Source organism: Allobosea sp. RAF48, from assembly GCF_052114025.1.
Taxonomy (GTDB): Bacteria; Pseudomonadota; Alphaproteobacteria; order Rhizobiales; family Beijerinckiaceae; genus Allobosea.
Window position 1 is genome coordinate 1 of the sequence record NZ_JBFRDZ010000020.1, and the last position, 12,623, is coordinate 12,623.

Annotated in this window: 8 protein-coding genes; 3 read left to right on the forward strand and 5 right to left on the reverse strand. The window is 65.8% G+C overall.

The features are described 5' to 3' along the window. Positions 1-206 precede the first annotated feature (206 nt). Positions 207-545, forward strand: a complete 339-nt coding sequence (locus tag AB4Z10_RS26515) for an endonuclease domain-containing protein (protein WP_441473398.1) — start codon at positions 207-209, stop codon at positions 543-545. A 712-nt stretch (positions 546-1,257) separates the two neighbouring features. Here the strand turns inward: AB4Z10_RS26515 and AB4Z10_RS26520 are convergent. Together AB4Z10_RS26520 and uvrB are read right to left on the reverse strand one after the other, a co-directional pair. Then, positions 1,258-2,169, reverse strand: a complete 912-nt coding sequence (locus AB4Z10_RS26520; RefSeq protein WP_441473399.1) for a DUF2971 domain-containing protein — start codon at positions 2,167-2,169, stop codon at positions 1,258-1,260. 37 nt (positions 2,170-2,206) lie between these two features. After that, positions 2,207-4,927 carry an excinuclease ABC subunit UvrB gene (gene uvrB / locus AB4Z10_RS26525; protein WP_441473400.1) on the reverse strand — a complete coding sequence of 907 codons (2,721 nt, stop codon included), beginning with the start codon at positions 4,925-4,927 and terminating at the stop codon, positions 2,207-2,209. A gap of 159 nt (positions 4,928-5,086) precedes the next feature. Here uvrB and AB4Z10_RS26530 point away from each other — a divergent pair, with 159 nt between their 5' ends. Further along, on the forward strand, positions 5,087-8,482 hold the full coding sequence (locus tag AB4Z10_RS26530; RefSeq protein WP_441473401.1) for a class I SAM-dependent DNA methyltransferase: 3,396 nt from the start codon (positions 5,087-5,089) through the stop codon (positions 8,480-8,482). Positions 8,483-8,489: 7 nt separating this feature from the next. Here AB4Z10_RS26530 and AB4Z10_RS26535 read toward each other — a convergent pair whose 3' ends face one another. After that, positions 8,490-8,861 carry a hypothetical protein gene (locus AB4Z10_RS26535; RefSeq protein WP_441473402.1) on the reverse strand — a complete coding sequence of 124 codons (372 nt, stop codon included), beginning with the start codon at positions 8,859-8,861 and terminating at the stop codon, positions 8,490-8,492. 53 nt (positions 8,862-8,914) lie between these two features. After that, the gene (locus tag AB4Z10_RS26540) at positions 8,915-10,180 is read right to left on the reverse strand and encodes a BaiN/RdsA family NAD(P)/FAD-dependent oxidoreductase (protein WP_441473403.1); all 1,266 of its coding nucleotides are present in this window, start codon (positions 10,178-10,180) and stop codon (positions 8,915-8,917) included. A gap of 179 nt (positions 10,181-10,359) precedes the next feature. On the opposite strand from AB4Z10_RS26540, the gene AB4Z10_RS26545 reads away from it, so the two are divergent. Further along, entirely contained in the window at positions 10,360-10,680 is a 321-nt protein-coding gene (locus AB4Z10_RS26545) for a YnfA family protein (protein WP_441473404.1), read from the forward strand. Positions 10,681-10,831: 151 nt separating this feature from the next. Here the strand turns inward: AB4Z10_RS26545 and AB4Z10_RS26550 are convergent, their stop codons facing one another. Continuing rightward, positions 10,832-12,559 (reverse strand): Na/Pi cotransporter family protein, encoded by a 1,728-nt coding sequence (locus AB4Z10_RS26550; protein ID WP_441473405.1) that lies wholly within the window; start codon positions 12,557-12,559, stop codon positions 10,832-10,834. Between the last annotated feature and the right edge of the window lie 64 nt (positions 12,560-12,623).

Sequence of the window (12,623 nt, forward strand, 5' to 3'; positions counted from 1 at the left end):
GCCGACCTCACCCCGCCACTGGCATACCTCCGGATGGCCGCCCCTCGGGGATGAGGTGGGCCGAGCATAGGCATGGGCCGGGCGGGCGGGGATAAGTTTTCTCGACAGCGACCGCCAGGCGCGGGGAACCCCTCTCCCGAATGGGAGAGGGGCAGGGGTGAGGGACCGCCGTTGATCGCGGAAGCGAGTCCGTTCAACATCTGCCAATGACCAGCGAACGGCGCCAATTCGCCCGGCAGCTTCGACAGCCCTCCACCCGGCAGGAAGACGCCCTATGGTCTTTACTGCGCAATCGGCAGCTCGATGGGCTGAAATTCCGCCGTCAGGTTCCCCTGCTCGCCTATACGGTCGATTTCATCTGCATTGATCGAAAACTGATCGTCGAAATCGACGGGCGCCAGCACAGCTGGGAGCGCGATTATGATGCGGTAAGGACCGCGGAAATCGAGCGGCACGGGTTCAAGCTTGTGCGCTTCAGCAATGCCGAGGTCATGGATAGCCGAGACGATGTCCTCGCCACCATCCGCACAGCAATAGGCGGATAGGCCGAGCCTTCATCGGCAGCGGCAGTCCCTCATCCCTGCCCTTCTCCCACACGGGAGAAGGGTTCCCGCGCCTCACTTCAGCGCGCGCATCGAGGTCGTTCGAAATCGCGCGAGGCTTAGACGAAGGCGGAAGAGACGGTCATGGCGGGAGGAAAGGTGATGCCCACTCGGTCGTGGCTCAGGTCGCTCGGGGCATCCATGTTTTGCGACGCGACTGCGCCCAGCGACTAGTGGCCCGCATTGAGCGCGACCGCAGCAACCAAATAGGAAAGCGCAATCATAAAGTAGGAAAACTGCAGCAATGTCACATCGGCCTCCGCTCAATTGGGGCCATCTATATATCGCCAGAGAAGTCGGGAGTCCGTGTCAAACACTGCCAAGTTCTTGTCTAATCGTGCCAAGCAATAGGGCAGTTCACCCGTCGATCGCGAAATTTCGCCTCAAAATGAATGCGGCATAGCACGCGAACCTCAACGCCCCTTTCCTTCTCCCGGATGGGAGAAGGTGGCGCGGAGCGCCGGATGAGGGTGTGCGGTTTCCGGCGGCCCCGTTGGCCTCGATGATGATCGGCGGTCCCTCACCCCCGCCCTGTCCCACCCGGGAGAGGAATTCCCCGTGCTTCACTCATCGAGCGCATCGAGCAGGAAGCGTCCGAGATCACGTGAGGGGTAGACGAAGGTGGAGGGGACGGTCAGGGCAGGTGAGACGCCATTTACACGATACGTTCAAAGGTTAGTGCATACGCACCCTTCGCGAGCTTTGCCTTAAAGATCGTCACATCTTTATTCAACGACCGCGCAGCAGTAACTATTTCATCCTGACGCTCTGCGGCAAACCGGTGGCCGAGGTATAATTCCACCAACTCATGGGGATGAAACGGCAAGAAAGTCGCTGATTGCCCCTCTGGAATAAGCGACGGGACAACGAGACGTAGCTCTTCTTCGTAAGCCCATTCCGGGCCTTTTGTTGCGGTCAAATACCGATTGAAAGCTCGCATATCCTCTGGTTTGGGACGAGCGCCCTTAAGCGGGTCGATCGGGTCGTAAAAACTCGGTCGAGAAGCGCTATAGATGACTGGTCCGAGCAAACACAAAAACGAGTCCACAGCGGGATCTGGTCTAAAACCAAAAACGACCCCTCGATGCTGCTCTGCATAGTGCGCCCACATTAGAAGGTTGTCTTTGCGCTGCGTCGCGCAAAAAATCCCGCTATCGCGAAGCTGGGCAATTAATGCTCGTCGTTGGATTTCCAGCGCGTCGCGCTCCGCCTTCAATTGCGGATACAATTCTTCGACGACTGTCGAGGTAACCAGAGCGAGAAGCTCGTCACGCTGCCCTTGAGTACCCGCCCTCATTGTTGATGACGCTTCTGCCACTTCTTCGAATGGCAACCCTAAACAGCGCGCGAGCGCTGCGGGATCATGTTCGATCATATCAACTATAGCGATAGCAGCATCTCGATGCCGCTCCCTCAATGAACTGTCAAACAGGTCATCGATATAGGCATCAAAAGGATCGTTCATTTCGGTTGGTCTACCGAAGCGAAGCGAACGATTTTCAATAATTAACTCGGCAGATCCGTGGCTCGTATATTTATATACGACAGGGAATTCGTTCAGAAGCATCTTATCTCTCGAAAGAAATGATCCTTCAAAAAATTAGCTAAGCACGCCTCCGCCCTCTCCGCTCCCCCGCCCCCTTCGGCCGCGATTCCGGCACCGGGCCCATCTCGTCCAGCGTCGGCTTGCGGGCGCGTGAGGCCAGGGGCTCGGGCGCGGCGCCGCGCTTCGGCCGGCCTTCGCCGCCGCCGAGATTATGCGGGCCCATGTCCTCGTCCGTCGGCTTGCGGGCGCGGCTTTTGTAGACGCCGTCGCCTGCCGGCGAGGCTTTTGTCGGCGGCAGGTTGGCGCTCGATCCGTAGCTGCGCTCGCCCTTGTACTTGCCGGCGCTGGCCTCGACATCGCTCTGGCGGGCGAGCGGGTCGTCCGAGATCGCCAGCTCGGTCGCCTGCAGGCGCTTGATCTCGTCGCGCAGCCGCGCGGCGGTCTCGAATTCGAGGTCGGCCGCGGCCTCGCGCATGCGCTTCTCGAGATCGGCGATCGCGGCCTTGAGGTTGTGGCCCGAGGCCGGCGCCACCAGCCCCTTGTCGACCGTGACATGGTCGCGCTCATAGACCGAGCCGAGGATGTCGCCGATGTTCTTCTTCACCGTCTGCGGCGTGATGCCGTGCTCTTCGTTATAGGCGACCTGCTTCTCGCGGCGGCGGTTGGTCTCCGCCATCGCCCGCTCCATCGAGCCGGTGACGTGGTCGGCATAGAGGATGACCTTGCCGTCGACGTTTCGGGCGGCACGGCCGATGGTCTGGATCAGCGAGGTCTCGGAGCGCAGGAAGCCCTCCTTGTCGGCGTCGAGAATGGCGACGAAGCCGCATTCGGGGATGTCGAGGCCCTCGCGCAGCAGGTTGATGCCGACGAGAACGTCGAAGGCGCCGAGGCGCAGGTCTCTGAGTATCTCGATGCGCTCGATCGTGTCGATGTCCGAGTGCATGTAGCGCACGCGCACGCCGTTCTCGTGCAGGTATTCGGTGAGGTCCTCGGCCATGCGCTTGGTCAGCACGGTGACGAGGGTGCGGTAGCCCTTCTGCGTGACCTCCTTGACCTCGTCGAGCAGGTCCGCGACCTGGTGCTTGGCGGGGCGGATCTCGACCGGCGGGTCGATCAGCCCGGTGGGCCGGATGACCTGCTCGGTGAAGACGCCGCCGGTCTGCTCCATCTCCCAGCTGCCGGGCGTGGCCGAGACATGCACCGATTGCGGCCGCATCGCGTCCCACTCCTCGAAGCGCAGCGGCCGGTTGTCCATGCATGAGGGCAGGCGGAAGCCGTATTCGGCCAGCGTCGCCTTGCGGCGGAAGTCGCCCTTGTACATGGCGCCGATCTGCGGGACCGAGACATGGCTCTCGTCGGTGAAGACCAGCGCGTTGTCGGGCAGGTATTCGAACAGCGTCGGCGGCGGCTCGCCCGGCTTGCGGCCGGTGAGATAGCGCGAATAGTTCTCGATGCCGTTGCAGGAGCCGGTGGCCTCGATCATCTCGATGTCGAAGGTGCAGCGCTGGTCGAGCCGCTGCGCCTCGAGATAGCGGCCCATGCGGTTGAGCTCGTCGAGGCGGGCCTTGAGCTCCTGCTTGATCGACTTCACCGCCTGCGTCAGCGTCGGGCGCGGCGTGGTGTAGTGCGAATTGCCGTAGACCTTGATGAATTCGAGCTCGCCGGTCTTCTGGCCGGTGAGCGGATCGAACTCGCTGATGCTCTCGACCTCGTCGCCGAACAGGCCGATGCGCCAGGCGCGGTCCTCATAGTGCGCCGGGAACAGCTCGATCACGTCGCCGCGCACGCGGAAGGTGCCGCGGGCGAAATCGCCGAGGGTGCGCTTGTATTGCAGGGCGACGAGATCGGCGATGAGCTGGCGCTGCTCGATGCGCTCGCCGAGCTTCACCGAGAAGGTCATCGCCGTATAGGTCTCGACCGAGCCGATACCGTAGATGCAGGAGACGGAGGCGACGATGATCACGTCGTCGCGTTCGAGCAAAGAGCGCGTCGCGGCGTGGCGCATGCGGTCGATCTGCTCGTTGATCGAGGATTCCTTCTCGATATAGGTGTCCGAGCGCGGGACATAGGCCTCCGGCTGGTAGTAGTCGTAATAGGAGACGAAGTACTCGACCGCGTTGTCGGGGAAGAAGCTCTTGAACTCGCCATAGAGCTGCGCGGCCAGCGTCTTGTTGGGGGCGAGGACCAGCGCCGGGCGCTGCGTCTCCTCGATCACCTTCGCCATGGTGAAGGTCTTGCCCGAGCCGGTGACGCCGAGCAGCACCTGGTCGCGCTCCTGCCGGCGGATGCCGTCGACGAGATCGGCGATCGCGGTCGGCTGGTCGCCGGACGGGGAGAAGTCCGACTTCATCGTGAAGGCGATGCCGCCTTCCGACTTCTCGGGGCGCGGCGGGCGATGCGGCGTCCAGGCCTTGCCCGGATCGATGAAGGGACTGCCGGTTTCGAGCAGATGCTGCAGCGACGTCGCGGTCGCGGCCGCCGCCCCCTCGGCGCCGGCGAAGGCGGCATCCGCCTTCTTCGACAGCTTCTTCTTCGGCCTGATATCGCCATCGCCCGGGCGCGCTTCAACCTCGTAGCCGGCCTGCGGCACATCCTTGAAGCCCGAAGCGCCGCCCGGCACCGCCGTTCCGCGGTTGATAGCGGGGTTCAGCAGATCGGCGAGATAGCCCTCGAGCGGCTTCAGCTCGGGCTTCGACGCCTTGGAGTTCGGCGTGCGGGCCGAAGACGGCTTCTTCGCGGCTTTCGGCTTGGTCGCGGTGGTGTCGGAGCTTTTCGGCATGGCCGCAATATGGGGCGGAACGGCTGTGGATGCGAGAGGGTGCGGCGCCTCGCCCGCGCGATTGGTGACAGGAGTTGACAGGGGGGCATCTTGCTATTTTAAGTTGTATATAGTGGCCGAGAACAACCAAAAGGACGGACCATATTGAGGGGTAGGTCCGTGCCGGCGGGCGATGAAATCGAGACCTTCATCGCCCGCTGGCGGGTCTCGGAGGGAGCGGAGCGCGCCGCCTATGCGCAGTTCCTCAGCGAGCTCTGCCGGCTGATCGGCGTCGAGCCGCCGCAGCCGCCGACCAGCGATTCCGGCGCGGTGACCTATCGTTTCGAATACCCCGTGCGCTTTCCCGACGGGCAGGGCGGGCACAGCACGGGGCGCGTCGACCTCTACAGAAAGGGTGCCTTCGTCCTCGAAGCCAAGCAGAGCCGGCTGAAGGGACAGGCGAAGGAGATATTGCCGGCGCAGGGGGTCCTGCCCTTTGCGGAGCCGGCCGGGCCGCGCGGCCGGCGCGGCGCCGATCGCGCCTGGGACGTGCTGATGCTCAACGCCAGGCGCCAGGCCGAGGACTATGCCAAGGCCCTGCCGGCCTCGCATGGCTGGCCGCTCTTCCTGATCGTCTGCGACGTCGGCCACTGCTTCGAGTTCTACGCCGATTTCACCGGGCAGGGTAAGAACTACGTCCAGTTCCCAGACCGGCAGAGCTACCGCGTCTATCTCAACGATCTCCGCGACGAGGCCGTGCGCCAGCGCATCGCGATGGTCTGGACCGACCCGCTCTCGCTCGACCCGACCCGCCGTGCGGCGCGCGTCACCCGTGCCATCGCCGAGAGGCTGGCGGCAGTGTCCAAAGCGCTGGAGCGCGCCCACGACCCGGAGGAAGTCGCGCTCTTCCTGATGCGCTGCCTGTTCACGATGTTCGCCGAGGATGTCGGGCTGATCCGCAAGGACGCCTTCAAGACGCTGCTGCGCGAATGCCGCGACGATCCCGAATCCTTCCTGCCGCTCGTCTCGGAGCTCTGGCAGGCGATGGACAAGGGGCATTACTCGACCTCGGTGCGCGAGCGGATGAAGCGCTTCAACGGCAAGCTCTACGAGGATGCGCAGGTATTCCCCCTCGGGCGCGAGGAGATCGGCGAATTGCTGGCCGCGGCCGAGCACGACTGGAAGGAGGTCGAGCCCGCGATCTTCGGCACGCTGCTCGAGCAGGCGCTGGACGAGAAGGAGCGCGCCCGGCTCGGCGCCCATTACACGCCGCGCGCCTATGTCGAGCGGCTCGTCGTCGAGACGGTGATCGGGCCATTGCGGGACGACTGGCGGGCGGTGCTCGCCGCCGCCCAGCAGGCGCGCGATGGCGGCGACGCGAAAAAGGCACTGGCGCTGGTCGAGAGCTTTCACGAAGCCCTGTGCCGGACACGCGTGCTCGATCCGGCCTGCGGAACCGGGAACTTCCTGCACGTCGCTCAGGAGCTGATGAAGAAGCTCGAAGGCGAGGTGCTCGACGCCGCAAGTGAGCTCGGCAGTGCCGAAGCACTCGGCGGCTTTGCGCGACATGCGGTAGGTCCGCACCAGTTCCTCGGCATGGAGATCAATCGCCGCGCTGTCGCCATTGCCGATCTCGTGCTTTGGATCGGTCATCTGCAATGGCATTTCCGCACCCGCGGTTTCGCTCCCAAGGAACCGATCCTCGAAAAGCTCAACCACATCCACAAGCGTGACGCCGTTCTGTCGTGGGACAACTGGCCGATCCCGGACTGGCGCAATGGCAGGGAGTTCCTGCCGAATCCACGCCGCCCGGAATGGCCGGAGGCCGAGTTCATCGTCGGCAACCCGCCTTTCATCGGCGGCAAGGATCTGCGCAGCCGACTCACCGACGTCTACGCGGAGGCGCTGTGGGCGACGCATCCGCAGATGAACGAGAGCGCAGATTTCGTGATGTACTGGTGGAACCGGGCCGCCGAATTGTTGACCGAGCCCGGCACGCGCCTGCGGCGCTTCGGCTTCGTCACCACCAACTCGATCACGCAACTCTTCCAGCGCCGCACGATCGAGCGGCATCTGACGGCGCGACGGCCGCTCTCGCTGGTCATGGCGATCCCCGACCATCCCTGGACCAAGGCCGGCAAGGACACCGCCGCGGTACGCATCGCGATGACGGTGGCGCAGGCAGGCGAGCGTCATGGAAGGCTCTGCCAAACCCTCTCCGAAGCTGCTCTCGACACCGATCAACCGCAGATCGAATTGAGTGCGCGCGAGGGGCGGATCAATTCCGATCTGACGGTGGGAGCCGATACGAGCCAAGCCATGGGCCTTCAGGCCAATGTCGGGCTCAGTTCACGCGGCATGATGTTGTTCGGCAAGGGGTTCATTGTGTCACCCCAGCAAGCGGAAGCGCTCGGGCTCGGGCGCAGGGCGGGCCTGGAGGAGCACATCCGCATCTATCGCAACGGCCGCGACCTCATGGCCCGCCCACGAGGCGCGATGGTCATCGATCTCCATGGACTCCGGTCCGACCATGTCCGGGAACAGTACCCCGAGATCTATCAGCATCTGCTCCGGACGGTGAAGGTGGAGCGGGACCGCAACAGAGATGCCGACATCAAAGCGCGATGGTGGCTCTTCGGACGAACACGCGATGAAATTCGCCCCGCCCTCGCCCCGCTCCAGCGCTATATCGCCACGGTCGAGACCGCGAAGCACCGTGTCTTCCAGTTCCTCGACGCGTCGATCCTGCCCGACAACATGCTGGTCGCGGTGGCGTTGTCCGATGCGTTCCATCTCGGCGTGCTGTCGTCGCGCATCCACGTCGCTTGGTGTCTGGCGCAAGGCGCGACACTGGAAGATCGCCCGCGCTACTCGAAATCCCGCTGCTTCGACCCCTTCCCTTTCCCCGATGCGGCCGAGCTTCAGAAGGAAGCCATCCGCCGACCTGCCGAGAAACTGGATGCCCTGCGCAAAAAGGTGCTGGCCGATCATCCCGATCTCACCCTGACCAAGCTCTACAATGTGCGCGAGGCGATCCGGGCCGGGCGCACCCTGACGACGGCCGAAGGCGATATCCGCGACCGCGGGCTCGTGCTGATCCTCGACGAGCATCACGACGCCATCGATGCCGCGGTCGCCGCCGCCTATGGCTGGCCGGCCGATCTGGCGGGCGAGGAGGTACTGGCGCGGCTCGTCGCCCTGAACCGGCAGCGCCTGCAGGAAGAGGGGCGTGGCATGGTGCGCTGGCTGAGACCGGACTATCAGCGCCCGCGCTTCGGCGATGCCGGCCGAGGCGGCGAGCAGATCGAGGCGGAAGAGCTGGTCGCGACGCTGCCGGGAGGCGCGGGCCGGCCGCTCTTCCCGACCGACCCGGTGGAGCGCGTGGCCGGCGTGCTCTCGGCCCTGGCCTGTGCCGCGACCGCGCTCGACGCCGCCGGAATCGCCGCGCGCTTCCGGCAAGGCCGCAAGGTCGAGCGTGCCATACGCGACATCCTGATCCCGCTGGCGCGCGTCGGCGAAATCTCGACAGCAGATGGCGGGCGCAGTTTCGCGCGCCGGCTGAGCGCCACGGGATGAGCGGGCATCACGGGCGCTTCTGCTCGCCTCCCTCGTCGGCCCGGTCGAGCTCCGCCTTCTTGCGCTCGCACCAGGCGCGGCCCTCGTCGCCACCCCAGAGCAGCCAGGCGACCCAGCCGGCCGAGGGATTGTCCTTGTCGCCGAAGCCCTTGGCCTGGCAGTCGGCAGCGTGGCGGGCGAAGTAGCTCGCCATGCGACGCACGGTTTCCTCGCTCAGGGGCCTGCGGTGGCTGAGATCGCGGGTCCTGGCCACACCGATCTGCGTCCCGCCGCGGTTGAACCTCTGGCGCAGTCTCAGGCCCTTCGCGGCCGCCTTGGCGACGGATTCAGGCGGCGTGAGGTCGACATGCCGCATCGCAGCCGCTCCCCTCATGGTCATCCCACGACACTCCCTGCTTCCATGCTGAAGCAACGCCGAGGGGAAGCCGAGGTTCAACCATTCGGGCCGGATAGGCGCAACCAATCGTCGATTCCAGCCGCCGCGGCCACGCCCGTCGCGAAGCTCGCCTGCAGCAGATAGCCGCCGGTGGGCGCCTCCCAGTCGAGCATCTCTCCGGCGACGAAGACGCCCGGCAGGCGCTTTAGCATGAAGCCGGCATCGACTTCGTCGCGGGCGATGCCGCCGGCCGTCGAGATGGCGCGCGCGATCGGCATGGGCGCATCGAGGCGCAGCGGCACCGCCTTGATCAGCGCCGCCAGCCTGTCCGGCTCCGTCGGCAGCGCGGTCCCCGCCGACTCGCGCATCAGGGCGGCAGCGACGGGCGCGAGGCCAGCGGCCTTGCGCAGATGATTGCTCAGCGTCTCGCCCTTGCGGCGTTTCGCGAGGCGTGCGGCGATATCGCCCACCGCGAGATCGGGCCGCAGATCGATCGTGATCTCGGCCACGCTAGCGCGCATGATCGCCTCACGGATCGGACCCGAGAGCGCGTAGATCGCACCGCCCTCGATACCATCCGCATCGATCATCGCTTCACCGGCGGCTTCCTCGCCGCCGAAGCGAATGATGATGCGCTTGAGCGGCTGCCCGGCGAAGCGCTCCTGCATCAGCGGCGACCAGGCGACCGTGAAGCCACCATTTGCCGGCCGGAGCGGGGAGACAGCAACGCCGCGCCCTTCCAGCAGCGGCACCCAGCCGCCATCGGAGCCGAGCCGCGGCCAGCTCGCACCGCCCAGCGCCAGCAACACCGCATCGGGCCGGATCGTTTCGGTTTCGTCGGAAGCGAGTTTGAAGGTCGGCGCTCCCGCCTCGTCCCAGCCAGTCCAGAGCCGGCCCGATGCCAGCCTCACCCCCAGCCCGTCCAGCCGCCGCAGCCAGGCGCGCAACAGCGGCGAGGCCTTCATCGCACGGGGGAACACGCGACCGCTCGACCCGACGAAGGTCTCGGCGCCGAGTCCGTCGGCCCAGCCGCGCAGCGCCTGCGGCGGGAAGGCCCGCAGCACCGGCTCCAGCCAGTCCTTCGCCTCGCGATAGCGGCCGAGCAAGGCTTCAAACGGCTCGGAATGGGTGAGGTTCAGGCCGCCGCGCCCGGCCAGCAGGAACTTGCGCGCCGGCGAGGCCATGCGCTCATAAATCGTGACCCGATGCCCGGCACTGGCCAGCCGCTCGGCGGCGATCAGCCCGGCGGGGCCGGCGCCGATGATGGCGATGTTACGTATCGGCTTTTCCACCGCAGCCCTGTTCTCATCTGGGCGCGTCATCCCGGGCGCAGCGAAGCGAAGACCCGGGATCCATGCCTGAAGGTTCCTCGGACATGTTCCGGCATGGATCCCGGATCGGCGCCGCTCACGCGGCTTGTCCGGGATGACGGCATGTTTCCGTTCGAAGGCTTAACGCTTTAGACTGGCGCCCTCGCTTCGAAAAGCCCACCAGAACCGCCATGCCGACCATCGCCGCCTATATCGGCGCCGCACTCTTCGAGATCGCCGGCTGCTTCGCCTTCTGGGGCTGGCTCAGGCTCGGCAAGCCGATCTGGTGGCTGCTGCCGGGGATGCTGTCGCTCGGGCTCTTCGCCTGGCTGCTGACGCTGGTCGAGAGCGCGGCGGCCGGGCGGGCCTTCGCCGCCTATGGCGGGGTCTACATCGCCGCCTCGCTCGGCTGGCTCTGGGCGGTCGAAGGGGTGAGGCCGGATCGCTGGGACCTGACAGGCGGCGTCATCTGCCTCGCCGGGGCCGCGATCATCCTCGCCGCGCCGCGGTAGCGTGCGCTTCCTCCAGCCCTCATCCTGAGGAGCCCGCGTGAGCGGGCGTCTCGAAGGATGCTTCAGGAGGCTCCCCCGCTGTCTCGAACATCCTTCGAGACGCAGCCTCCGGCTGCTCCTCAGGATGAGGGCTGAGGGGGTCGGACGACCTTCACCCGCCCGAATGCGGGGCGGGGATGAGCACGGCCGGCGTCTCGCGATTGCGCGCCGCTTCCTTGGTCTCGCGCAGGCGGCTCTCGCGCAGCTCGTTGGCGCTCTCCAGGATCGGATAGGCGATCGAGACGATATGGCCGTGGATGCGCTTGAGGTCCCGGATGATGTCGAGATGGATCGCGCTGGTCTCGATCGATTCCGGCCGGCCCGAGCGCAGGCGCTGGAAATGGCTGTCGGTGGCGCGCCGTTCGGCCTCGCGCATCGCCGCCTTGTCGGCGAAGAGCTGGCGGGCGAGCACGAGGTCGCGCGTCGCGAAGACGTTGAGCGCCAGCGCCAGCGCCGAGGCGACGCGCTGATGGAAATCGCGGATCTCGGCCAGCCCCTCGGGAGAGAAGGCGTAGCGCTTGCGGATCTTCTTCTCGGCGAGCTCGCGCAGGTTCTTGTCGATGATGTCGCCGATATGCTCGAGATTGGTGATCAGGGTGATGATCTCGAACAGGCGGCGGCTCTCCTCCTCGGTCAGCTCGTTGCGCGAGACCTTGACCAGATAGAGCTTGATCGACTCGTGGATGGTGTCGACGCCGTCATCGGCCTGGGCGATGGCGCGGGAGAGCTTGAGTTCGTCCTTCTCCAGCAGGGTCATCGTGTCGCGCAGCATGGCCTCGACGCGGTCGCCCAGCCGCAGCGCCTCGCGCATCGCGCCGGCAAGCGCCTCGGTCGGGCTGTCGAGGGCGTTGGGGTCGAGATAGCGCGGCGCCACGGCTTCCGCCTTCTCCTGCTTGCCAGGCATCAAGCGCTCGACCAGGGCGGAGATCGGCCCGACGAAGGGCAGGAAGATCAGCGCGCCGACCAGATTCAGCCCGACATGGAACTCGATGGCGAAGCGCTGGCCGGTCATCGGCAGGCTGGTGAGCCAGGCCGAAAGCGGGCCGACGAAGGGAATGACCGCGAGCGCCAGCAACAGACGGGTCAGCAGGTTGCCGACAGCGGCGCGGCGCTGGGCGGCGGGCGCGCCGAGCTGGTCCAGCACCGGGATCAGCGCATTGCCGAGATTGGCGCCGATCACCAGCGTCAGCGCGGTCGCCGGCGGGAACAGCCCGGAGGCGGCGAAGGTCGCGACCAGCAGGATGACCGCGATGCTGGAATGCACCATCCAGGTCGCGGCGACGGCGACGAGGACGGCGAGCAGCGGCTCGCTGCCGATGGCGCCGAGGATGACCCGGAAGGTCGGCGACTGGGCGAGCGGCGCCGCCGCGGTGTTCAGCTCGATCAGCGACAGCAGGATCAGGCCGATGCCGACCAGCACGCGGCCGATATTGCGCGGCCGCTCCATCGCCTCACTCGACAGATACATGGCGACGCCGATGGCGATGCACAGGCCCCAGAGCCAGCCGAGATCCATCGAGATGACGAAGGCCGCGAGCGCCGTGCCGAGATTGGCGCCGAGCAGCACCGCGAGCGCCATGGCCGAGCCGATCAGCGCCTGCCCGGCGAAGGAGGAGACCAGCAGCGTCGTGGCCGTCGAGCTCTGCAGCACCATGGTCACGACGACGCCGCTGCCGAACGCAGCGAAGCGATTGCGCGTGAAGCTCTGCAGGGCATGCCTGAGCTGCGAGCCGAAGGCGCGCATCGCGCCGGTTCGCACCAATCTGACCGCCCAGATCAGCAGCGCGACGCCACCGGCCAGATGGATCAGGATATTGGTTGCGCTCTCGCCCGTGGCCATTTTTGTGCGGTCTTTTCCCGATTCAGGTGACGATGACAGGCTGAATCTAACAGTTTTTGATTAG

Coding starts and splice junctions, on each gene's coding strand:
- AB4Z10_RS26535 (WP_441473402.1), bottom strand. CDS start 8,861: ATGACCATGAGGGGAGCGGCTGCGATGCGGCATGTCGACCTCACGCCG.
- AB4Z10_RS26545 (WP_441473404.1), top strand. CDS start 10,360: ATGCCGACCATCGCCGCCTATATCGGCGCCGCACTCTTCGAGATCGCC.
- AB4Z10_RS26550 (WP_441473405.1), bottom strand. CDS start 12,559: ATGGCCACGGGCGAGAGCGCAACCAATATCCTGATCCATCTGGCCGGT.
- AB4Z10_RS26540 (WP_441473403.1), bottom strand. CDS start 10,180: ATGACGCGCCCAGATGAGAACAGGGCTGCGGTGGAAAAGCCGATACGT.
- AB4Z10_RS26520 (WP_441473399.1), bottom strand. CDS start 2,169: ATGCTTCTGAACGAATTCCCTGTCGTATATAAATATACGAGCCACGGA.
- AB4Z10_RS26515 (WP_441473398.1), top strand. CDS start 207: ATGACCAGCGAACGGCGCCAATTCGCCCGGCAGCTTCGACAGCCCTCC.
- uvrB (WP_441473400.1), bottom strand. CDS start 4,927: ATGCCGAAAAGCTCCGACACCACCGCGACCAAGCCGAAAGCCGCGAAG.